Annotated in this window: 19 protein-coding genes; 3 read left to right on the forward strand and 16 right to left on the reverse strand. The window is 39.8% G+C overall.

Features of this window, described 5'->3' with window-relative positions:
* Positions 1–50 precede the first annotated feature (50 nt).
* From Aru01_RS12535 to glnA, 3 genes are all read right to left on the reverse strand, one after another.
* On the reverse strand, positions 51–1,166 hold the full coding sequence (locus tag Aru01_RS12535; protein ID WP_016655485.1) for a beta-ketoacyl-ACP synthase III: 1,116 nt from the start codon (positions 1,164–1,166) through the stop codon (positions 51–53).
* A 36-nt stretch (positions 1,167–1,202) separates the two neighbouring features.
* Positions 1,203–5,036, reverse strand: a complete 3,834-nt coding sequence (gene hrpA / locus Aru01_RS12540; RefSeq protein WP_370736889.1) for an ATP-dependent RNA helicase HrpA — start codon at positions 5,034–5,036, stop codon at positions 1,203–1,205.
* A 141-nt stretch (positions 5,037–5,177) separates the two neighbouring features.
* The gene (gene glnA / locus Aru01_RS12545) at positions 5,178–6,593 is read right to left on the reverse strand and encodes a type I glutamate--ammonia ligase (protein ID WP_171068159.1); all 1,416 of its coding nucleotides are present in this window, start codon (positions 6,591–6,593) and stop codon (positions 5,178–5,180) included.
* 410 nt (positions 6,594–7,003) lie between these two features.
* Between glnA and Aru01_RS12550 the strand changes: the two genes are divergently transcribed.
* Positions 7,004–7,438 (forward strand): cytidine deaminase family protein, encoded by a 435-nt coding sequence (locus Aru01_RS12550; RefSeq protein WP_016655482.1) that lies wholly within the window; start codon positions 7,004–7,006, stop codon positions 7,436–7,438.
* Positions 7,439–7,469: 31 nt separating this feature from the next.
* Here the strand turns inward: Aru01_RS12550 and dusB are convergent, their stop codons facing one another.
* The 3 genes from dusB to Aru01_RS12565 form a co-directional block, all read right to left on the reverse strand.
* Complete coding sequence (gene dusB / locus Aru01_RS12555) at positions 7,470–8,486, reverse strand: tRNA dihydrouridine synthase DusB (protein ID WP_255209866.1); 1,017 nt, start codon at positions 8,484–8,486, stop codon at positions 7,470–7,472.
* A gap of 143 nt (positions 8,487–8,629) precedes the next feature.
* Positions 8,630–8,893 carry a hypothetical protein gene (locus tag Aru01_RS12560; protein WP_016655480.1) on the reverse strand — a complete coding sequence of 88 codons (264 nt, stop codon included), beginning with the start codon at positions 8,891–8,893 and terminating at the stop codon, positions 8,630–8,632.
* A 98-nt stretch (positions 8,894–8,991) separates the two neighbouring features.
* Complete coding sequence (locus tag Aru01_RS12565; protein ID WP_228128726.1) at positions 8,992–10,008, reverse strand: acyltransferase family protein; 1,017 nt, start codon at positions 10,006–10,008, stop codon at positions 8,992–8,994.
* 158 nt (positions 10,009–10,166) lie between these two features.
* On the opposite strand from Aru01_RS12565, the gene Aru01_RS12570 reads away from it, so the two are divergent.
* Both Aru01_RS12570 and Aru01_RS12575 read left to right on the forward strand, forming a co-directional pair.
* On the forward strand, positions 10,167–11,375 hold the full coding sequence (locus Aru01_RS12570) for a DUF1615 family protein (protein ID WP_016655477.1): 1,209 nt from the start codon (positions 10,167–10,169) through the stop codon (positions 11,373–11,375).
* Entirely contained in the window at positions 11,342–11,992 is a 651-nt protein-coding gene (locus Aru01_RS12575) for an HAD-IB family hydrolase (RefSeq protein WP_016655476.1), read from the forward strand. The genes Aru01_RS12570 and Aru01_RS12575 overlap by 34 nt, the downstream gene beginning before the upstream one ends.
* A gap of 67 nt (positions 11,993–12,059) precedes the next feature.
* On the opposite strand, the gene mdlD is transcribed toward Aru01_RS12575, so the two are convergent.
* The 10 genes from mdlD to rarD form a co-directional block, all read right to left on the reverse strand.
* Positions 12,060–13,370, reverse strand: coding sequence for an NAD(P)-dependent benzaldehyde dehydrogenase MdlD (gene mdlD, locus Aru01_RS12580; protein WP_016655475.1), 1,311 nt, complete (start codon positions 13,368–13,370; stop codon positions 12,060–12,062).
* Between the two features lie 24 nt (positions 13,371–13,394).
* Positions 13,395–14,510 (reverse strand): NAD(P)-dependent alcohol dehydrogenase, encoded by a 1,116-nt coding sequence (locus tag Aru01_RS12585; protein ID WP_016655474.1) that lies wholly within the window; start codon positions 14,508–14,510, stop codon positions 13,395–13,397.
* A 325-nt stretch (positions 14,511–14,835) separates the two neighbouring features.
* Entirely contained in the window at positions 14,836–15,840 is a 1,005-nt protein-coding gene (locus tag Aru01_RS12590; protein WP_016655473.1) for an AraC family transcriptional regulator, read from the reverse strand.
* A 160-nt stretch (positions 15,841–16,000) separates the two neighbouring features.
* Positions 16,001–17,134 carry a glutamate 5-kinase gene (gene proB, locus Aru01_RS12595; RefSeq protein ID WP_016655472.1) on the reverse strand — a complete coding sequence of 378 codons (1,134 nt, stop codon included), beginning with the start codon at positions 17,132–17,134 and terminating at the stop codon, positions 16,001–16,003.
* Between the two features lie 37 nt (positions 17,135–17,171).
* Entirely contained in the window at positions 17,172–18,383 is a 1,212-nt protein-coding gene (gene cgtA / locus Aru01_RS12600) for an Obg family GTPase CgtA (RefSeq protein WP_016655471.1), read from the reverse strand.
* 135 nt (positions 18,384–18,518) lie between these two features.
* A complete protein-coding gene (locus tag Aru01_RS12605; protein WP_016655470.1) occupies positions 18,519–18,899 on the reverse strand; it encodes a winged helix-turn-helix transcriptional regulator in 381 nt (126 codons plus the stop codon).
* 141 nt (positions 18,900–19,040) lie between these two features.
* The gene (locus Aru01_RS12610) at positions 19,041–19,721 is read right to left on the reverse strand and encodes a hypothetical protein (protein ID WP_016655469.1); all 681 of its coding nucleotides are present in this window, start codon (positions 19,719–19,721) and stop codon (positions 19,041–19,043) included.
* A gap of 11 nt (positions 19,722–19,732) precedes the next feature.
* Positions 19,733–20,443 (reverse strand): hypothetical protein, encoded by a 711-nt coding sequence (locus Aru01_RS12615; protein ID WP_016655468.1) that lies wholly within the window; start codon positions 20,441–20,443, stop codon positions 19,733–19,735.
* 409 nt (positions 20,444–20,852) lie between these two features.
* A complete protein-coding gene (locus tag Aru01_RS12620) occupies positions 20,853–22,310 on the reverse strand; it encodes a glyceraldehyde-3-phosphate dehydrogenase (protein WP_016655467.1) in 1,458 nt (485 codons plus the stop codon).
* Between the two features lie 165 nt (positions 22,311–22,475).
* Complete coding sequence (rarD, locus tag Aru01_RS12625; RefSeq protein ID WP_016655466.1) at positions 22,476–23,405, reverse strand: EamA family transporter RarD; 930 nt, start codon at positions 23,403–23,405, stop codon at positions 22,476–22,478.
* Positions 23,406–23,431 lie beyond the last annotated feature (26 nt).

The raw sequence follows: 23,431 nt of genomic DNA on the forward strand, positions 1-23,431 counted from the left end.
ATAAAAAAGGGAAGCCACTTGGCTTCCCTCACGTAATTTCAACGTTTGACTTAAGCTACACGTTTTTGCACCAAAATCGCACCCACTGAATAGCCAGCGCCAAATGAACAAAGTACACCATATTCACCATCAGCAACTTCATGTTGGCTACGATGCAAAGCAATGATTACACCAGCTGAAGAGGTATTGGCGAACTCATCTAAGATGATTGGCACCAACTGCGGATCTGTTTCTGCTTTTTGCTTACCAACAACTAACTTCAAAATAAGTTCATTCATTGAAGCATTGGCCTGATGCAACCAAAAACGTTTAACCTGTTCTGGAGCAATCTGATTTTTTTGTAATTGCTGAGTAATAATTTTTGCCACTAACGGACAAACTTCTTTAAAGACTTTACGACCATCTTGACGGAATTGTTTATCGTCTTTAACTGCATCTTCACTGCGGTTTAAGAAACCAAAGTTATTACGAATATTGTTAGAAAATTGAGTAAACAAATGCGTATCTAAAATCTCAAAACCTGTTTTAGACTCAGTCTCTTCAATAATAGATGCTGTTGCAACGTCACCAAAAATAAAGTGGCAATCACGTGAACGATAGTTGGTATGACCTGACGTGATTTCCACGTTGACCAACAACACACGGCGCGCACCAGATTGAATTGCATCATAAGCTTGTTTTAGGCCAAAAGTAGCTGCAGAACAAGCCACATTCATATCATAAGCATAGCCTTGAATCCCAAGTGCTGTTTGAATCTCAACAGCAACCGCTGGATAAGCTCGCTGCATGTTTGAACATGCCAAAATCACGACATCAATATCTTCTGCACTGACACCAGCATTTTCCATTGCTTGTTTAGCAGCATAAACGCCCCACTCTGCCTGTAGCGAAAGTTCATCATCCTCACGCTCTTGTAAATACGGACGTAAACGAGTTGGATCGAGTACACCTGTTTTTTCAACGACATAGCGACGCTTCACCCCTGAAGCCTTTTCAATAAACTCAGCACTAGAACCACGCAATGCTTCAAGCTCACCCGCTTCGATTTGTGCTGCATGCTCTAGATTATATTGTTCTACATAAGCATTTAAACTTTGCACCAACTCTTCATTGCTGATCACATGCTCAGGGTGATATAAACCTGTACCCGTAATACGTATGCTCATGTATTGTTCCTTATCTTAGTTTATTTAATTAATCACTTAGCCAATTGCCAACTCATTCCAAACTTTTTGCAGACGCGTCGCTGAAATTGGAGTCTTGGTTTTCATCGGTTGAGAAAATAACGAAATTCTGTATTCTTCAACCATACAATATAATGTGTTTAGACGTAAATCGTCTTTATGCTTAAACAACTTATCCATCCATGTATCAACGCTTATAATCGCATCTAAGTCACGGTTTAAGTTGTTTGGCAAGCGTTCTAAACGTATCAATAATGCTTTTAAATAACGTGGAAACTCTTGCCAAATTTCAACAGGCTTACTATAGACAAAATCAGATAAGCGCATCAAATCCAGCTGATCCTCAATATCATCCACACTTTTTCCAAAAATATTTTGATCAACTAACAACAGCTTATGCCGAATCTCTTGCCACTGAATGTAAATTTCAGACATGGTGCGTAAAGCAACTTGCCCATGACTCAGAAAATCTTTTTTGACCTGAGCCAATTGCTTATCAAAATCCATTTTGTTTACAGGCAAATGATCAATCGACATTTGCAGAGTGGCGTAAATCAACATATGTTCAAGTTTGGCTTTTTCACCCAAAGGTGAATAAGCTAAAGCCATATTTTTAGAAATCTGCTTCTTCAACTGACGAATCAAATCACCAAGTTGCATATAAATTAAACGGATCACACCTTCACGATGTTGACGCATCGCTTCGGCCTGATCATTAAACGTTTGAATCACTACGCCTGCGGTTTTTTGATTGTTCTGTTGCAAACTCAACTGCTCAAAAGCGGTCATAGGCACCAAAGCTTGGTATTGTTGTACAACCACACCCGTCACTTTTTTCGATGCCTCAAATACAAACTGCTCAGGGAAATGATCAAACTCGCCTTGAAGTTGTTGTACAGGACTATGCGTTTCCGTTCTACAGCGTGCTTTTAATTCAACCAAATCACGCCCACTTTCAACCACTCTGCCCTTTTCATCAATCACTTTAATAAAAGGGACGAGATAATCAGGCACACGCTCAAAAGAGAAATCTTGCGACTTAATTTGCTCACCGCGTAACTGAAATGCCAAATAATCAAACAAATGTGCATTTAGATCTTTAGCATCTATAGCGCGCAGCAATTTTGCAGCAGTATCTGGAATCGGTACCAGTTGACGACGTTGCTCTTTACTTAATGTTTTAAGTAAAGCTTCTATCAACTCTTGGCGCCAACCCGGAATTCCCCATGACCAAATCCCTTCGTCGACTTGTGCCAATGCAGCCAATGGAATCTTGACCGTTGCGCCATCTTCAGCATGACTTGGATCAAAACGATAACTTGCAGCTAGACGCAATTGACCATTGCGTAAGTAATCTGGGAAGAGTTCTGTGGTTGGTCGATCATTTAACCAAATACTTTCATCATCAATAAATAAAAAGCGCGGTTCAGTTGACTCAATAGTTGCTCGCCAGTCTTCAAAACTACGTCTACTTGCGATATCAGTAGGCACTTTACTTTGATAAAACTGATAAATCGTTTCTTCATCCACCACCAGATCACGGCGGCGTAACTTATCTTCAACTCTTTCAACTTCTTCAAGTTTAAGTAAGTTATGTTTTAAAAATGGCGGTGTAACCCCCAAATGACCCGTGGTTAGACCATCTCTTAAAAAGATCTCATGCGAGGCAGGTTGGTCAACTTTTTCATAATTACATAAGCGTTTAGGTTCAATGATCAAACCAAATAATGAGATTTGATCATAGGCATTGACCACACCGTTTTTCTTCGACCAATGTGGTTCAAAATAATGATGCTTTAATAAATCAGGCGCTGCGAGCAAAATCCACTCAGGTTCAATCTTGGCCAATGTACGTAAATACACCTGTGAAGTTTCAACCATTTCAAAGGCCATAACCCATGAGGTTTGAGTTTTATGTAATGCAGAGGCAGGAAAAATACGTGCCTTTTGTTGACGCACTGCCTGATAGACATTCTTTTCATCTGTCTTATTGGCTATAAACGATAATAACCCAGTCAATAAAGCTCGATGTAAGTTCTCATAACTCGCAGGTTTATCATTGGTCGAAAGCTTTAGACTATCAGCCATATCCTGCAGTTGCTCATGGGTCTTGCGCCATTCACGTAAACGTAGCCAACTCAAAAAATGCTGACGAGCAAATTGACGACGTTTATTTTCCGTTAATATCTCACGATTATTTTGTAAGGTATCCCAAAGCGTCGTATAGAACAGGAAATCTGAATCAGCTTGTTTAAACAAAGCATGCTTCTGATCGGCTTGGGTTTGCTTATCCGCTGGACGTTCACGTGGATCTTGTACAGCCAGCGCTGCCACAATGATCAACACCTCTTTGAGTACACCAAAATGCGAACCTGCCAAAATCATACGTGCTAAACGTGGGTCAATTGGCATACGTGCCATCATGTCGCCAATCTTAGTGAGCTGATCTTTTTTCTCTTGATATGCACCAAGCTCAATCAGTAACTTACGACCATCATTGACCAACCTATGATCTGGTGGCTCAATAAAGTCAAATGATTCTACGCTTCCCAAACCCAGATGTTGCATCTGCAAAATTACAGAAGCTAAGTTAGTCCGCTTAATTTCTGGCTCAGTAAACTCAGGACGACTCTGAAAATCTTCTTCACTATATAGACGTATACACACCCCAGGCGCAATACGACCACAACGTCCTTTACGCTGATTTGCCGCAGCTTGAGAGATTGCTTCAATCGGTAACCGTTGTACACGTGAACGATAGTTATAGCGAGAAATTCGAGCAAAACCACTATCTATCACGTAACGAATATTCGGTACAGTCAGCGCTGTTTCAGCTACGTTGGTGGCAATAATGATACGTCGACCACCACCGCTTGGATTAAAAATCTTTTGTTGCTCGGCCAAAGCCAATCGTGCATAAAGTGGCAAAATCTGGGTATGACGTGGCCCATACTTTTCGAGTGTTTCTTGGAGTTCTCGAATTTCTTGTTCAGTGCTTGAGAAAATTAAGATGTCAGCATGTTCAGGATGCCCTTTCTTTTCAGCATCTTTAAAACACTCTTCAACAGCTTGAACAACGGCACGTGGTAAGTTTTCTTCAAAATCATCGAAGTCATCGTCATCACTGCCGCCTATACTCATCTCCGAAATTGGACGATAGAGTACATCGACTGGATAACTACGGCCTTCTATTTCAAAAATAGGTGCTTGATTAAAGTATGCGCTAAAACGATTCACATCCAAGGTTGCAGAAGTAATAATAACTTTTAAATCTGGGCGCTTAGCAACGAGCTGCTTAATATAGCCCATGATAAAGTCAATATTTAATGAACGCTCATGCGCTTCATCAATAATAATCGTATCGTATTTATTTAAATAACGATCATTGGTTAACTCTGCCAGTAAGATCCCATCAGTCATTAAACGGACAATAGAGTCTTGTGAACCTTGCTCAGTAAAGCGGATTTTAAAGCCAATAGATTCACCTAGCTTCTCTCCCACCTCTTCCGCGATACGCTGTGAAACACTTCGTGCAGCTAGACGGCGTGGCTGAGTATGACCAATCATCCCAGTTAAACCACGTCCTGCTAACATGGCAATTTGTGGGAGTTGAGTGGTTTTACCTGAACCCGTTTCCCCCGCCACAATTATTATCTGGTGTTTTTGTATAGCCTCAATCAGCTTGTCTACATGTTGAGTAACAGGCAAATCTTGATTGAGTTTAATCTGAGGTAGACGTGACAGTCGTTCACGAACTTGACGATTAGACTTTTCAAATAAAGCTTGATGTTGTTCGGGATTGGCCTGTTTACCTTTTCTAAGTCGATTTAAACGATGACGGTCACGGACCATGACCAATTGATCGACATTTAAATGACTATGCACAGATAACTTATCCCAAAACAAACAATAGAGCGCGCTATTTTACGCTGTAATGTTCAATAAAGAAAACCCCGGATGAACCGGGGTTTAATCAACTGTAATATCGATGAATTACAGGCTGTAATACATATCAAATTCTACTGGGTGAGTTGTTGTATTTAAACGACGAACTTCTTCAGTTTTTAATTCGATGTATGCATCAAGCATATCTTTTGTGAATACATCACCTTTAAGCAAGAATTCATGATCTTCTTTCAATGCTTCAAGTGCCATATCTAGGCTATGAGCAACTGTAGGAATCTTCGCTTCTTCTTCAGGAGGAAGGTCATAAAGGTTCTTGTCTGCTGCATCACCAGGATGGATTTTGTTTTGAATACCATCAAGACCTGCCATCAACAATGCAGAAAACGCCAAGTATGGGTTCGCCATTGGATCAGGGAAACGTGCTTCAATACGTTTACCTTTCGGGCTAGAAACGTAAGGAATACGAATCGAAGCAGAACGGTTACGCGCTGAATACGCCAACATAATCGGTGCTTCAAAATGAGGCACTAAACGTTTATATGAGTTTGTAGATGGGTTTGTAATCGCATTCAATGCACGTGCATGTTTGATCACACCGCCAATGAAATACAGCGCCATTTCAGAAAGACCTGCGTATTCATCGCCAGCAAATAAGTTTTTGCCATCTTTAGAAATAGACATATGTACATGCATACCAGAACCATTATCGCCAACCATTGGTTTAGGCATAAATGTTGCTGTTTTTGCATATTGATGAGCAACGTTCCAAACTGCATATTTGAACTGTTGAACTTCATCAGCTTTACGTACTAGAGTGTTGAAGCTCACACCAATTTCTAATTGGCAAGATGCGACTTCATGGTGATGTACTTCTACACGACCTGGGCCCATGATTTCTTCGATTTTTGCACACATTTCAGCACGCATATCTTGTGAAGAATCAACTGGTGGTACTGGGAAGTAACCGCCTTTAACACGAGGACGGTGACCAGAGTTACCTGCTTCGTAGTCTTTACCTGTAGACCAAGCAGCTTCTTCTGCGATCAAAGTGTGACGAGCGCCAGACATATCGATGTCCCATTTCACTTCGTCAAACACAAAGAATTCTGGTTCTGGACCAAAGAATGCAGTATCACCGATTCCTGTAGATTTCAAATACTCTTCAGCACGACGAGCAATCGAACGTGGGTCACGCTCATAACCTTGGCCTGTAGATGGCTCAATAACATCGCAAGTCACGACAATTGTCGGCTCTGCAAAGAACGGGTCGAGGAAACAAGATTCAGCATCCGGACGTAAAATCATGTCTGATGCTTCAATGCCTTTCCAACCAGCAATCGAAGAACCATCGAACATTTTACCGTCTTCAAATGTATCTTCGTCGATTGAGTCAGCAGGATAAGTAACGTGTTGTTCTTTCCCTTTAGTGTCAGTAAAGCGAAAATCGACCCATCTTGCGCCACTTTCTTGTATGAGTTGAAGGACTTTATTCGCCATGCTCATTTTGCTCCAATGAAATTTTGTTGCACTTATCAAGTGCGTGTGAGTTATTGATCATATCAATGCAAATCCCGTACCAACTTTCAAAAAAAGTTAAGCTGCTGAATTTCCTAGTAGATCATACAGTAATAACTGCTCTATCGAGGCCCATTATACTGTGTGCCAATACAATTGCACCATCTTCACACACTGTTATTTCGAATTGATTTAAAACTATACGAACGAGTCCCAAAATGGTGCATCCAAATGCTACTTTTTCATTCTTTCGATGTGGATTCTAGTTTTCTACTGCGGTATTTGTGTTAATTCGCTTATTTATGGCATATTAGCTTTGGCGACTTGCCCCAAAACTTAACTGTACTTCACTCAGCAGCTCAAAAATATAATCAACATTTTCTTGATAGGATTTATAAATGACTCATCTGAACCAAGTTGACTTTTCTCAGCTCCGTTCTGCGGCTAAAGCTGTACTCGCGCCAACAGAACTTAATCGTAATGTCGCATTTGGTAGTGTTGCTGCGGCAATTTTGAGCCAATCAGGTACAGTTTATACAGGTATCTGTCTTGATACCGCATGTTCATTGGGTTTCTGTGCAGAGCATGCAGCAGTCGCTGAAATGTTGAAAAACGGAGAGTATCAAATTAGGGCTTGTGTCGCTGTCAACCGCTTCGGTCAAGCGATTCCACCCTGCGGACGTTGCCGCGAATTGCTCAGTCAACTCAGCAGTGACAATCTCAACGCTGAAATAGAGATTAGCGATGGTCAAATTCTTAGCCTAGAGCAATTGCTGCCTTTTGATTGGAAAGCAACACAGCGCGCTAAACTTAAGACTGCTGTTATTGACTAATTCAGGCGTTATAAAGCAAACAAGCTTTAGCTTAAACCTCTAACAAATTGACTTGTTCTGCTTGTACATCACTCATAATCTGCCCTTGTCCCAAAAGACGATCAAAATACTGCTCAACGACTTGGGCTTGCGCTACAGTACTTTCAACTTGATACATCTGTTGCCTAAATTCATTACTACCACGTAAGCCTTTGGTGTACCAAGCAATGTGTTTACGTGCAATACGACATCCAGAATATTCACCATAAAACTGATAGAGCTCAGCCAAATGCCCAAGCAAGACTTGTTTGACTTCTATGATCTCTGGAGCAGCCAAATGTGTGCCCGTTTTTAAAAAGTGTGCGATCTCACGAAAAATCCAAGGGCGACCTTGAGCTGCACGACCAATCATCAAAGCATCTGCACCAGTTTCGCTCAAAACTGCCTGCGCTTTTTCAGGGCTATCAATATCACCATTGGCAATCACAGGAATATTAATCGACGCTTTGACCTGTTTAATCAATTCATATCGCGCTGTATTAAGATACATATCTTCACGAGTTCGTCCATGCAAAGCTAAAGCAGCAATACCTGCCTGTTCTGCACGCTTTGCTACTCTTAAGATATTTTCTTGACCATTTAAATACCCCAAACGTGTTTTTAGTGTGACTGGCACATCAACTGCTGCCACAACTTGATCAAGAATACGTGCAACCAAGTCTTCATCTTGCAATAAGGCAGAACCAGCCAATTTGGAACATACCTTCTTTGCAGGGCATCCCATATTGATATCAACAATTTGTGCGCCATTGGCGACCTGATAACGTGCGGCTTCTGCTAAATCTATAGGATCAGCACCCGCAATCTGGGCTGAAATTGGGGCAATTTCACCATCAAAATTTGCTCGATACAGACTTTTTTTACTCATACGTAAAGTCTTATCTGCCGTCATCATTTCACTGACCGCATGCCCTGCACCAAAGTACTTACACAGCGTTCGAAATGGACGATCCGTCACTCCGGCCATAGGGGCGACCCAGATTTTTCGATCTATAGGACGATCAAACAAATCTTGAATAACCTGATGCTGACTCACTGAAAACCTCGTTGCGGGGAAAAAATTACAGCAGCTAGTTTAGGGATTTTCCCTAAAAATTTCCATTACATTCAAAAAAAGCCTGCAGGTGCAGGCTTTGATCAAGAGTCTTTTTATTAGGTCGCTGGTTTATCGAGTGCAGCAATCGCACCATTGTCAGCTTTTTCTTCTGTAGCAGGTGCCTCAGGTGTTACTACACTTGCTTCTGTTGAAGGTACTGCTTCAGGCGCTACAGGTTCAACTGGTGCTGCACTGCTTACTTCTGCTGGTACTTCAGAAGCTGTCGCTGCTGGTGCTTCATCTTTCTTTTTAGAACAACCAACAAAAGCTAAAGTTGCTGCTGCCAATACAACGATTGAAACTGTTTTTAAATTAAGCATTTTGATCTAAACCTAAGTAAATGATTGTGGATAATACTGTGCAAATATGAAAGATTCATGAAAGCGCACAGCGTGAAATTGCTGCTTTTCCACTCAACTTAACCTGATTTCTGCAAACGTAATAGCTGTGATAATTTTTCAATCATACGACTCAATAAGTTTTGTTGAAGCACAAAACAAGTCACGACACTCAACAGTAAACATAGCAACAAATTGAACTCAATCGTGCCAGTGAGTTTGATCAATTGAGCGATCAGTATCACCACAAATCCATGTAATAAATAAACTGCCAAGGTATTTTGCCCCAGCTGAACGAGAGGACTGAATTTAAAGCGTGGTGTAAGCGCAAATAAAGCCACACACCCCACTACGGATATGACCATTAATATTAATCGAGTACCCAGCGCCATTAATCCATGCTGGTTTAATTGGCTGTAGCTGTAGCTACCATATAACCATCCAGATGAAATGGGTACAGCATAGAAGACTAAAGCAATAGCAATAAGTGTAACTAAACCCAATAGCCGAGTTTTAGGATATTGTTTTAACCATTGAAACCAAGTTTGCCCATATAAATGTCCAAGTACAAAGAAAGGGAAAAATGTAAAAACTCGCCCTATGGACAATATATAGTTATTGATAGGAGAAAAACCGATGAGCATGGCTGCAGATACTGCAATAAATAAAGGATATCTACTTTTCAATACAAGGGGTAATAATAACGCCCAAAAAATCATGCCAAGTAAATACCATAATATCCAATAAGGCTGATACCACCACGTACTGCTCCAATGACCAGTCAAAACATAATTCAACAATAGATAAAACAATTGAAAAGGTATAAGTAATGATAAAAAGTAACTAACTTTCTCTAAAATATTTTTATTTTTAAATAACATACCAGAAATAAAAATAAATGCAGGCATGTGGATCGCATAGATACTGCTTAATAAGGTACGACTTTCTTCAGTTCCCCAACCGATTAGACGTTCAAGAAAATGCCCAAAGACCACAAGGAAAATTAATATGCCCTTACTTTGATCAATGAATGGATCACGCATAATAAACTCTAAACTGGGAATGACGACTTTTGCCTTGAGTCTGCAATAACTCATCAATATTAGCAATCAAACAATTGACGAATCTTCCCCATAATCTTTTCATTATTTGTTGTATTACTCACTAGAAAACACATTAAAATCCTAACAATTCGCCGAATATTGCGTATACTAAACTGGTTAATTTTCCTTATTTTTGAGCGCTCTTCGTTCATATGAAAAAACCTCACTCTCTTTCTAGCGTCATTCAATTGACATCAATCCTCACTCTCTCAATCACTTTGTCTGCATGCGGCAAGGGTGGATGGTGGTCCGAAGACGAAGCCAAATCTCTGAATCAAGAACAAATTAAAAAATTAATCCCAGCGCGAGTAAATGATCGAGCGTCATGGGCTGAGGATATTGCCAGCATTACTGAGACTTTAAAAATCCCCAATAGCAAAGAAAATATTTGCAGTATTGTTGCCGTGGTTGATCAGGAATCAAATTTTGTTGCTAACCCGAATGTTGCGGGTTTGGGGCAAAAAGCGGTCAAAGAAGTCAGTACTCGTTTCCAAGAGAAATTTGAAGATAAATTAGGTGTAACACTCGGTGGTCCCCTAGCAAATTACTTTAATGATGTGCTACGTACCCAACCTTCTGTTGAAGACAATTATCTTAAACAAATGAGTAAAGTCAAAAATGAACAACAACTTGATGTGTTGTATCGAGAAATTTTTGACTACATGTCTCAACATTATCATGTGAGCGCATTAACTGGGGCCGCTAAATTGGTCGGTCAAGATATCGCTGAGAAAATGAATCCCATTACCACTTTGGGCTCCATGCAAGTACATATTAATTATGCGAAAGAACATAAGCGTAACTCTGTAAATAACAATGAATTACGCGATGATCTGTACACACAGTATGGGGGTTTATATTATGGGATACACCGTTTAATGCTCTATCCTGCTGCATATGACAAAGCAATTTATCGTTTTGCAGACTATAACTCAGGGATGTACTCTAGCCGTAATGCTGCTGTACAAAAAATGGTGGAAAAACTCACCGAAATCGACCTGAGCTTAGATGGTGATTTACTTTCTTATGATAAAAATGGAAACCCTTTGGTGACCAACACCCTATCTGAAAAAGCAATCAACACATTATTTATTACCAACAAAGTACTCATTACACCGCGACAATTACGTAATGATTTAAAAGATGAAAAAAGTGCGGACTTTGAGAAAACCCAAACATATATTGCGATTTCTAAGCTCTATCAAGAAAAAACGGGTAAAGATCCAATTTATGCCATCATGCCTGAGGTGGTGATTTCAGGACCAAAATTGAGCCGCGATTACAACACCAACTGGTATGCGAGCCGAGTGAATGGACGATTTGAAACATGTATGCAACGCGCAAAACATATAAAAATTTAGCCCTATTTGATTTTGATGGCACGTTATACTCAGGTGATAGCTTCACTCGCTTTATATTTTATACATGCAGTAAACGGCATATTCTTAAAAATGGCTTGAAAATACTCCCGTGGATTCAGGCCTATTATTTAAAACTTTACCCTGCTCGATCAATGCGCCCTAAATTGTTTTCTGCAATCTTTAGCCAAACAAATCTTGATGAGTTACAACCCATTATTCAAGACTATGCGAAACAGTTAATCACTGGGTTAAATCCTGAATTGTACCAGCAGCTCTTACAACATCAACAACAAGGTGATGATGTGGTTTTAGTTTCTGCTTCTGTAGACATTTATTTAGAGGCTGTCTGCCAATTACTCGAGATTGACTTAATTTGTACTCAAACTGAAAAAATTGACCGCATATTAACTGGAAAATATATTACACCTGACTGTAGTGAAATACAGAAATCACTCCGTATACAACAGCATTATCAACTCAAAGATTATCAGTATATCTATGCTTACGGAAACAGTAACGAAGATATGGACATGTTAAAACTGGCAGATTTTCCACACATGGTTGGTGTAAACAAACAACTCCCTATTTTATCTGTTCATCTAAAAAGAGGCGCATAACTTAGCTTATGCACCTCTATATTTTAGTTTATTTAGCTAAGGCTGCTTAAACCATAACAAATTACTGTTAAGCATATACCACTACGGATTTCTTATAAGTAAATGCGAGATAACCATAATAACCATGGTAATCCCCTATACCTGAAATACCACTACCACCGAATGGCAGGTATGGTGAAAATGCTTGTAACATCACGCCATTAACGATCACATCCCCTGCTGGAATTTTTGATAGTATCTTACGCCCTTCGTCTTTATTTTTACTGAACACATAAGCAGCCAAAGGTTTAGGATGATTAAAATTAATCTCCTCAATCGCTTTATTAATATCAGTAAACGTGAGTACAGGTAAAATCGGTCCAAACAATTCCTGCTGCATTAAGGCATCATCCCAATCGACATGATCAACCACAGTTGCTTGGAAGTAACGTTGTTCAGCATCATATTCACCACCAAAAGCAACCTCTCCACGACTCTTGGCAACCATTTCAGCTAAACGATGGATCTGTGAAGAACTAATGATCTTGCCGTTTGAATTGACATGTGGAAAATCAGCTTTTAATTTTGCCAGTAATTTGTCCAGCAAATCTTGCTTCACACTCTCATGAACCATGACATAATCTGGTGCAACACAAGTTTGACCACTATTTGCACATTTACCAAAAACTAGCTGTGCAACAGTATGATCTAAATCTGCATCAGGCATAACGATCAGTGGACTTTTTCCACCCAATTCTAAAATGCATGGTGTCAAATTTTTAGCAGCAGCCTGCATTACCAGCTTTCCTACAGTTGGACTACCTGTAAAGAAAATTAAATCAAAGTTCAAAGACAATAAATACTCATTTTCTTCACGCGCACCTTGTACAACTGCCACATGCTCTGGTGCAAATGTCGCTTGAACGATCTGTTCAATGAGCACTGAAGTCGCAGGTGTATTTTCTGAGGGTTTAATAATCGCAGTATTGCCTGCACAAATCGCAGCAACCAAAGGTGCAAAGGCTAAGTTTACAGGATAGTTAAATGGGCAAACGATGTAGGTCACACCATAAGCTTCATGCTCTACAAAACACTCAGCAGGTTCAAGTAATGCATAGGTTGGCACTTTTTCTGGCTGTACCCATTGATCTAAGTTTGCCAAAGCAAAATCGACCTCTGTCACCACTTCACCGATTTCAGCTAAATCGACAAATTCTTTGGTTTTACCTAAATCTTGTTCAAGAGCAACATAGATTTTCTCTTTAAAAGAAAGGACTGCATCTTTAAGTTTTTGCAGCTGTTGTTTTTTAAAAGCCAAGTCTTTTGTTGCACCACTGGCAAAGAAAGCCTTTTGCTGATCAAAAATAGATTTTATCGTTTGATTATCTGTAAATTTCATTGTGCTTACATCCTGTAAATTAAACTAAACCGTATAACTCTTATCCACGACCAAAACAGGTTTAATCGTTTTACCTGACAAAGAATCCGCAGAAGCCTGATTAATATCATCGAAATCATATAACTGGATTAAACGATCAAATGGGAATACACCATTTTTAAAGTATTCAATCATCTTAGGAATACTGAGCTGAGGCACAGTCGCCCCCATAAGCACACCAATCATTTTTTTACTTGCAAGTGCCAAATCAGTCAGCGTGTTAATCGTTATATTTTGATTCGTCACAGCAATAGGCGCAGCAACACCACGAATCGCCAATACATCTAAGGACAGTTTCATCACCGATTCAACACCTGTGGTATCTACCGAATAATTCACTCCAACTTGATTGGTGATTTCACGAATTTTCTCCAGTACATCTGTAGAGCGGCTATTAATAACATGAGTCGCACCTAACTCTTCGGCCAATTGCAGACGTGCATCATGAATATCCACCGCAATAATCGTGCTACATCCACTAATTTTTGCAGCCATCATCGCAGCCAAGCCAACTGCACCTGTACCAAAAATCACAATACTCGATCCAGGTTTAGCTTCTAAACCATTTACTACCGTACCTACACCCGTCATCAGACCACAAGCCAAAGGGGCAGCCAAACGTAGATCGACATCTTTTTCAACCTTAGTGATATTTGTCGCTTTTACATTGATATGAGTTGCAAATGATGATTGGTGGAAAAAGTTTCGTACTACTGTCCCGTCATCACGAGTAAAAAATGGTGTGCCGTCGGTATGAACAGCACCCCAGTTTAGAGAAAGCCAATCAGTACATGCAGCAGGTATTCCTTCTAAACAGTGGTTGCAATGACTGCAATAGGCATAAGCCAATACCACATGATCGCCTTCTTGAATATTACTTACACCTGAACCCACTTTTTCGACAATACCCGCACCTTCATGCCCTAGAACACCAGGAAACTCATATGCAGCATGGCCTAAACGCAAGGCGTCATCTGAATGACAAATACCTGTCGCAACAATTTTTACACGGACCTCATCATCTTTTAATTCTGCAAGATTTAGAGTTTCAAAGGTGTAGGGTTGGTTAACACCATTTACAACAGCGGCTTTTACTTTCATTGTGCATATTCCATTTGCTTATATTTTAAAGTCTGTAGCAGAAAGGACTTTTAACCTCGCACCTATTCATTTCCATGACAGTGCTTCTGACCTTCTCTCTCACTACGACTTTGATTTTAAACACAGCAAAATCACATTGGTTACCGAAAAAAGGCAAACAATGTCAATATTCGGCATTAAAGAAATAACCGAACATTTTCACAACGCATTTTTCAATCTCTTCAACATGCATCCAGAAGATAGACAAAGAAAAAGTGGCTAAAATGCCACTTTTTTAATATCTTAAGTAGTTCAACCGCTTCATCTATTGATGATTTTTTAACACTTAATTTCTCTTGATTGTGGTTGAAGGTAACTCGCCATATTTTTGTTTGTACTGTCGAGCAAAATCACCCAAATTGATATAACCACAAGCATGGGCAATATCCATCACATTACTCGCCGCATCTGCAGTCAATAAACGTTCTCGAACTTGCTCTAACCGAACTTTTCTAAGCATCTGCCCTACTGTCATCTGCTGGTGTCGTTTAAAAGTCGCAGACAAGGTTCGAATACTGACTCCTACAGCTTGGGCAATTTCAACAATGGTTGGACTATATTGATAATTGGCATGGATATACTCCATCGCACGCTTAATATAATAAGGCGCGATATCGATGGGTTGACTGAGGTCTATTTTCTCGTGCCTAGCCCATGCATTAATGATATGTAAGCCGATCATCTGCTCAAGATGCTGACCGGCTTTACGCTCTAAAGCCTGTGCGGGTATTTCTTTTATCGTTTGATATACATAATGCAGTAATGCCATCCAACAGGCATTACTGCCATCAAAATAACTTCGAGCTTGCCATAAACTTAAAGGCGCATCATGGCCAAAATTTGCAATAGTTAACTCTTGCAGTGTTTTTTTAGGAATACTCAAATTGAGTTGAATATTATCTTCACTACATAAAAATGCATAATCATCAGGATAACTTGAATCCATCAAATACGATTGATTTAAACTCGTAACAACACTACGCGACTTATCGATTGCATGCCGGGCATGACCATGAATCGTGGTCAGTAATAAAACCCGAGAGCAATTTTCTGAAAAATTATAAATCTCTACAGGAATACCATAAGTAAACCGTGTCAGGATAAATTGCCCGATATTAATACGCGACATATATGCCGTGGGATCATGAATCTCACCTGTAGGGCGGACTTGAAACGGTAAATAAACTTGATCTGACCAGTTTTGAATGAGCCCCCAATCATTTTCAAAACTCATCTGTTTTTGAAAGAGGCTGTTTTCTATACCTTGCTCTAAATAGTGTTTAATCGACATCAAAAAACACTCCATGTTATCTATGATGCAATTACATTTTTCAATTAAGTGACGTTACAGCGAACTACAGCATGTATCTTTCCGAATCATTTTACAAGTATAAAAAAACCTCATAATTTCTTATGAGGCTCTTTGTCTTTTTTACTTTAAGGCAGAAATACTAATAAATCGCCATATGATTTCGATGAATCATTTCTAACGAACGTGATTCGCCAAGCACTTGATAAACTTTATCTGAAGATAAACCTTTAACCAATTCAGCTGAGCGAGAACTAAAGTTAACTCGACCTACTGCAATACGTTTACCTTGTGGATCAACACATTCAACCACATCACCACGTTCAAAATAACCCTCGATCGCTTTTACCCCTACTGGTAATAAACTGCGATGTTGAGTTTTAATGGCTTGAACTGCACCATCATCAATCACTAGACGACCAGCAGTTTGTAGATGTGCAGCTAACCATTGTTGATGCGCTGTAATCCGATCATTATCAGTGACAAATAAAGTTCCAAGCATTTCTCCAGCCATAAGGCGAGACAAAACACCATCACTTTCACCACTGGCAATCAAGGTTGGGCAACCAGATTTAGCTGCTAAACGTGCAGCGCGAACTTTGGTTTGCATCCCCCCACTTCCCAAAGCACCACTACCACCAGCCATCTCAAACAGGCCATCATCAAGTGCACGCACTGTAGACAGCAAAACTGCATTGGGATTACTGCGTGGATCAGAGTCAAACATGCCCTGTTGATCAGTTAATATAATCAACAAGTCAGCATGCACTTGACCGGCAACCATCGCAGCGAGTGTGTCGTTATCACCAAAACGAATTTCATCGGTTGATACCGTATCGTTTTCATTAATAACAGGGATTACCCGCCAATCGAGTAACTGTTGCATCGCATCACAAGAGTTAAGATAACGGCGACGATCACTCAGGTCATCATGTGTTAACAACACCTGTGCAGTTCCAACCTGATGGCGCTCTAAAACACTCGACCAAGTTTGGATCAAGCCCATCTGACCAATGGCTGCACAGGCTTGTAAACTGGGTAAATCAGTGGGTCGACTCGGCAACTTCATCCGCACCATCCCCTCTGCTACAGCACCAGATGATACTAAAATCATCTCATGGCCAGCTTCGTGTAGATCAACGATTTGTTTTGCCCAATGGGAAATCGCCTCGATATCTAAACCCGCGCCATTTGCTGTAAGTAGAGAAGATCCGATTTTGACAACGATTCGTTTGCACGCCTTAAGTTGACGTTGTCCATCTACCACTTCTATCATGATTTTCCTCAGTTCTCATTCACGTTACGCATCGAAATTAACGTACGTAGAATACTTCCATATCGCCATCGTCTTCATCATCGAAGTCTTCATCGTCATCCATTTCACCATCACGTTGTGCACGGCGCATAGCACGATAAGCTTCTTTTGCAGCGATGGTCTGTTCACGTGTTTCAGCTTCAAGCTGCTCACGGAATTCTCTAATTTGTGCAGCATATTCAGGATCTTCAAGCTCACGTTCACGCTGTTGCTCAATTTGATCCATCAGATAATACACAACAGGTTTAGTCCCCTGTTCAAGTAAACCTGAAGTTTTAAATACAGGTCCAGTCCATTCAAGTTCTTCAAGAATGTGCTGACACCACTCTTCACGCGTATCTTCACTTAATTGATCAAGTTTATTAAGAACGAGAACAACAGGTAATTTTGCTAAAGTTGGCGAGAATTTTTGCAATTCTTGCATAATTGCTTTGGCATTGTAGGCTGGGTCTGAACCATCAATTGGCTCAACATCAACAATGTGCAATAAAATACGAGTACGTGCCAAATGTTTTAAGAAACGAATACCTAAACCTGCACCTTCTGCTGCACCTTCAATCAGTCCAGGAATATCCGCCATCACAAATGAACGATGACTATCAGCATCAACCACACCGAGGTTAGGAACCATTGTGGTAAACGGATAATCTGCAACCTTTGGTTTCGCTGCTGAAACTGCACGAATAAAAGTCGACTTACCAGCGTTTGGCATACCAAGTAAACCAACATCGGCTAAAACTTTAAGTTCTAGACGAATCTCACGATTTTCACCTTTAATCCCGTGAGTACACTTACGTGGTGCACGGTTAGTCGATGATTTGAAGTGAGTATTACCTAAACCACCATCACCACCTGTTGCAACCATAACCTTTTGGCCATGAGCAACTAAGTCACCAATAATATCACCTGAGTCAGTATCTACAATGGTTGTACCTACAGGTACTTTGAGTACAACAGACTCACCACCGCGCCCTGCACAGTTTGCGCCAGAACCATTTTTACCACGTTCTGCGCGAAAGCGACGGGTATAACGATAGTCAACTAGGGTACCTGTGTTTTCATCTGCTTCGACAAATACACTACCGCCACGACCACCATCGCCACCATCTGGACCACCAAAAGGGACAAATTTCTCACGGCGAAAACTGGCTACGCCATTGCCACCGTCGCCAGCCTCTACAGTAATGACTGCCTCATCAACAAAGCGCATGCTGCCAATCCTCTAAAATCTTTGAAACCGCATATTTTGCCATATTTTGCAAAATATCTCGAACAATATTATGGGTTATATTATGTTTTTTCGCTCTTCGATTGATTTAAGATTAAAATCACGCTTTAAACTGACTTAATTTGATGGTGTTGAGTGATTTTGCTGTGCAATTAACTCTGGTAAATTACGCTCAATCCAAACAATCAATGTATTTATTTTTTCTGCAGCTTGAGCCCCAATAATACTCAATTGGTATTCCACTCGCGGTGGAACCTCGGGATAAACTGTTCTTAGCACAAAACCATCACGTTCAAGGATTTTTAAAGTTTGTGCCAGCATTTTTTCACTAATCCCCTCAATCCGTTTATACAACGTATTAAACCGATGTACCCCTTCACTCAGGCATCGTAATATAAGGACAGACCATTTATTGGTAAGGTGTTCGAGTATTTCTCTTGAAGGACAGTTATTCGATAAAACCTGACCGATGATCGTACTACTGGCATAGAGACTCATCATTGCTCCACATGCAATTAACTTACGATAAGCGATAAACTTACCTGTCGATAGTTTCAGTTTTAGATCATAGCACTCTGCCGATTAAATAAACAATTCTTATTTATTCGACAAAGTGCAGTTTTCATTGAGATCAAGATTTTAGGGATGAACATTTTTAAGTGGTAACTGCATATTCATTTCTAGATTTGCAGTAGATTCACGTTCTGCATTTTGCATGGTTGCACGAAAGTCAGCGAGCCTCTTCATGGTCATTGGATCATCAATACTCATGGTCGGTGTTAACACGTGTTTGACTGGAACATTTAGCACCTCATCAAAAACAAAATATGTTTTACCATCAAACATGATTTTAATCGGCACCACATAACTACGTTTTAAATGAAACGGCACATCAAGCTGAATCGGAATATCCACACGTAAAGGAAAACGTGGTAAATATTTTTTCTGATAGACCAAATCAGTCGTTGCATCTAAAGGCAGTATGGCATTTATTTTCACTGAAGTTTGATAATCAATATTCACTTTAACGGGTGTTTCTACCACAAATTTAAGGTTAGCAGGATATTTACCTTTCAAAGGTAAATTCATCCGCTGATCCATATTAATCTCTGTGTTGAGTTTACCTTTGGCTTTAGTCTCTAAATAATTTCCCACATGAATTTTCGTTTCAAAGCGATCTGATAATTGTATTTTTGCTTTTTGCGCGCTGACATACATCGAGGCTTGTATATTTAAATAAAACCAAAACAGTACCGCAATCAACATCACCAATAAGACAAAATAAACCACCCAAGGAATGATTGAGCGAGAAATTTTCATCTGCAATCCTCCTAAGGGGTAGCAAGAGCAGCGGGTGTACTCGCAGGCGCACTTGCTTCACTACGTGATAACTGAACACTATTCAATGGGATTTTAAGATTACCTTGTTGAATCTTCACAGGTAAAACGTTTTGCACATCAACTGTCGCATCCAAAGGTGTTTTTACAGGAACATTTAAACGCCCACTAATTGGAATTTGAGTATCCAAAGTGGTAACTAGTGGTACACGCAAACTTTCTTTTAAGTCTGTACGAACTTTACTGTCGAATTTTAAATGCACTGCTTGATCTAAAGGAACTTGTAGTTCAATAGGTACATCCATTTTAATTGGAATCACGCCTTTTAAAGGAAAGCTCAGATCTTTACCAAAAACATTCACAGTCACTTTGGTATCAATCGGCATATCCTGCTCCACTTTTAATACTTCTTTTACAGGGATTGTAGTTTTAATCGGCACCATATTATCAAAATAAACGTGCGGCATAAGTGTTTGATTGACAGGGATAATTAATTGCTCGTTAATCGGAATAACTGCTTTTACATTTCCAGTAACGTCCACATCTAAAGCATCATGAATGGTTACTTTGGCTTTTAATGCCTCTTGCAATTCAATATTTACCGCCTGATTTTCAAGCGGAATATAAATATTAAAATGTTTAAATACCCAAATTGCAATCAAGACACCACAGATGGCAGCAACGATGAGAAAACCCAATGTCATTATTAGTTTTTTAATTTTCAACGCTCTATCCTTAAAACGCTTACCTATTTTCTTGAGTGTAACGGTTTTTTTTGTGATTTGATTTGCACATTTTTCGGCAAAGCCGTTGTAATGGTCAATGGATATTCGTCAAGAACATAGAAAGCAAATAAAAATTAATATATTTCAATTTGTTATAAAATATAGCCTACTTTTAAACGACCTAAAATATCACGTTATTATTTATACATTTTCTAAACTATTTTGCTTTTATTGAAATTTTTTCTATTTAACCGAATGACTGATTTGTAATATGAATAAAGCTGTTTTGATGATCCGTTCGAGATGAACTCCTTTCAGGGTACAATTTTTTTAAACGAAAAAAAAGAGCTTCAATGAAGCCCTTTTCTTTCTACTGAAAAATCAGCAATTAAGCATTTTTTTCTGCAGGAACTTTTGCGTAGTTAACACCACACATTTGCTCAGCGATACGTAATACTTGGCAGCTATAACCTACTTCGTTGTCATACCAAACATAAGCAGTCAAACGTGTACCCGATGCAATTGTCGCTTGCGCATCAAACACACCCGCAGTACGCGAACCAATAAAGTCACTTGATACAACTTCTGTAGAGTTGGTATAACCAATTTGACCTTGAAGGCTAGAGTTGATCGAGATTTGACGAATATATTCATTCACTTCTTCACGATCAGCTTCTTTCTCAAGTGTTAAGTTAAGAATAGCCAATGAAACGTTTGGTGTAGGTACACGTACAGAGTTACCTGTCAATTTACCTTGTAGAGCTGGCAATGCTTTCGCAACTGCTTTCGCTGCACCAGTTTCAGTGATGACCATGTTCAATGTTGCAGCACGGCCACGACGGTCAGCTTTATGATAGTTATCAATCAAGTTTTGGTCGTTTGTGAATGAGTGTACTGTTTCAACATGACCATTGATCACTGTGTATTTGTCATGAAGTACTTTCAATACAGGTGTAATCGCGTTTGTCGTACAACTTGCAGCAGAGATGATTTTATCTTCATCAAGAATGTCAGCTTGGTTCACACCAAATACAACGTTCTTCATGTCACCTTTACCAGGTGCAGTCAATACCACACGAGCAACGCCTGGACAGTTTAAGTGTTGGCTTAAACCTTCAGCATCACGCCATTTACCCGTATTATCAATTACCAACGCGTTTTCAATACCATAAGCAGTATAGTCAACTTCGCTTGGATTAGACGCATAGATCACTTTGATGAAGTTACCATTTGCAATAATTGCTTCGTTTTCTTCATCAACAGAAATTGTACCGGCAAAAGTACCATGAATCGAATCACGACGTAACAATGATGCACGTTTAGCTAAATCACCATCAGAAGATTTACGTACAACAATTGCTTTTAAGTTTAAGCCACGGCCCAAACCAGATTGGCTAATCACCAAACGCGCTAAGATACGACCGATACGACCGAAACCGTAAAGTACAACATCTTTAGCTGTTTCAACGGTTGCATTGCCTTTAAGACCAGCAACTGCCGCTGCAACAAATGCATCGATATCACCACCTTGCTGTTTGTATTCAACTGCAAGTTTACCGATATCTACTTCTGCAGTACCCATATCTTCAACTTTCATCAATGCTTCAAGAATTGGGAAAGTATGTACAACTGACAGTTCAACATCCAATACACGGGTACGACGGTGAGTTTTTAAAATTTGAATAACAGAACGGTTGATCAAAGAGCGACCGTAAACAGATACAACAATATTTTTTTCGCGGTAAAGTTGGCCAATTAACGCAATCATACGTTCCGCGATTTCTTCACGGTTTTTCCAACGACCTTGATGTTCTGCGTGTAAGGCGATGATAGTGTCTTTGCTCACAGATACGTCCTCTAATAAATATCTATATAGACTTGAAATTTAAATCGCCACAATTGTAATGTAAAACGCACCAAGATTGAATCAAAAGCTGACCAGCAAAGCCATTTTTCCCTAAAAAGGCCCATTATTATTGGCTTTGACACACCATTTCTTTAATAAATGGTCTTATTTCTTTAAGTGTTCTACTGCTTTTAACTGCTTTTTGAGACGATAAGCTTGACGGCGTTGTACATAAATATGCCAAGCCCCTTCAAATACCAAGACTAAAACTGCTGCCCAAATCGCGATATACGTCCACCATTCTGATGCCTCAATGCTCTCACCCAATAAGATCGAAACTAAAGCAAGCAGTACGGGTTCTAGATAACTTAACAGACCAAATAAGATCAAGGGCAGATAGCGACTGGCTAAGATATAGCTCCCTAAGCCAATTGAACTGAATAAACCTAGACCAAGCACAATCAACAATAATATTGGCTCAGAAACCATCTGGCTCCAAGCATGTGGCTGAGTATCAATAAAATAAATTGCTACCGGCAGACATAACAATAAGTCCCACCAAAAACCGCCCAAATGATCAGTGCGTAATTTTTTTCTGAGTAAAAAATAAAGTGAATACCCAACAGCAACTACGATGGTTTCCCATGCGATGCCCCCTTGTCTCCACAAAGCCGAGCCGACACCGAGTGCAGCTAAAATGACTGATAGCAATTGAAACTTTGAAAGTTTTTCTTTAAAAAAAATACACCCGAACAACACTAAGACCATGGGCAATAGAAAATAGCCCAAAGACACTTGTAAACCACGACCGTGGATTGGTCCCCATAAAAACAACCAGAGTTGTAAAGATGACAAAGCCGATGTGAGTAACAAACCAAGTAATAATATTGGCTTATCGCAAAGACGACGAAATATCACGGCGATATTATTGAGTTCACCAGTGAAATACATAAATAAAGTCAGAAATGGCAGTGTTGCCAAAATACGCCAACCAAAGGTTTGCTCACTGTCAAACATACCCAAAAATTGGGTATAAAAATATAAAACCCCAAATGTCACTGAAGCCAATACAGAGAGCAAAATACCCTTAAACACAGATGCTACGCTCCCGCTTTAGCTGT

Origin of the sequence: Acinetobacter rudis (assembly GCF_000829675.1) — a bacterium.
Taxonomy (GTDB): domain Bacteria; phylum Pseudomonadota; class Gammaproteobacteria; order Pseudomonadales; family Moraxellaceae; genus Acinetobacter; species Acinetobacter rudis.

Excerpts from the sequence above, each read along its gene's own strand:
- Aru01_RS12535 (WP_016655485.1), bottom strand. The coding sequence starts at position 1,166 with ATGAGCATACGTATTACGGGTACAGGTTTATATCACCCTGAGCATGTG.
- hrpA (WP_370736889.1), bottom strand. The coding sequence starts at position 5,036 with ATGGTCCGTGACCGTCATCGTTTAAATCGACTTAGAAAAGGTAAACAG.
- glnA (WP_171068159.1), bottom strand. The coding sequence starts at position 6,593 with ATGAGCATGGCGAATAAAGTCCTTCAACTCATACAAGAAAGTGGCGCA.
- Aru01_RS12550 (WP_016655482.1), top strand. The coding sequence starts at position 7,004 with ATGACTCATCTGAACCAAGTTGACTTTTCTCAGCTCCGTTCTGCGGCT.
- Aru01_RS12560 (WP_016655480.1), bottom strand. The coding sequence starts at position 8,893 with ATGCTTAATTTAAAAACAGTTTCAATCGTTGTATTGGCAGCAGCAACT.
- Aru01_RS12565 (WP_228128726.1), bottom strand. The coding sequence starts at position 10,008 with ATGAGTTATTGCAGACTCAAGGCAAAAGTCGTCATTCCCAGTTTAGAG.
- Aru01_RS12570 (WP_016655477.1), top strand. The coding sequence starts at position 10,167 with ATGAAAAAACCTCACTCTCTTTCTAGCGTCATTCAATTGACATCAATC.
- Aru01_RS12575 (WP_016655476.1), top strand. The coding sequence starts at position 11,342 with ATGTATGCAACGCGCAAAACATATAAAAATTTAGCCCTATTTGATTTT.
- mdlD (WP_016655475.1), bottom strand. The coding sequence starts at position 13,370 with ATGAAATTTACAGATAATCAAACGATAAAATCTATTTTTGATCAGCAA.
- Aru01_RS12585 (WP_016655474.1), bottom strand. The coding sequence starts at position 14,510 with ATGAAAGTAAAAGCCGCTGTTGTAAATGGTGTTAACCAACCCTACACC.
- Aru01_RS12590 (WP_016655473.1), bottom strand. The coding sequence starts at position 15,840 with ATGTCGATTAAACACTATTTAGAGCAAGGTATAGAAAACAGCCTCTTT.
- proB (WP_016655472.1), bottom strand. The coding sequence starts at position 17,134 with ATGATAGAAGTGGTAGATGGACAACGTCAACTTAAGGCGTGCAAACGA.
- cgtA (WP_016655471.1), bottom strand. The coding sequence starts at position 18,383 with ATGCGCTTTGTTGATGAGGCAGTCATTACTGTAGAGGCTGGCGACGGT.
- Aru01_RS12605 (WP_016655470.1), bottom strand. The coding sequence starts at position 18,899 with ATGAGTCTCTATGCCAGTAGTACGATCATCGGTCAGGTTTTATCGAAT.
- Aru01_RS12610 (WP_016655469.1), bottom strand. The coding sequence starts at position 19,721 with ATGAAAATTTCTCGCTCAATCATTCCTTGGGTGGTTTATTTTGTCTTA.
- Aru01_RS12615 (WP_016655468.1), bottom strand. The coding sequence starts at position 20,443 with ATGACATTGGGTTTTCTCATCGTTGCTGCCATCTGTGGTGTCTTGATT.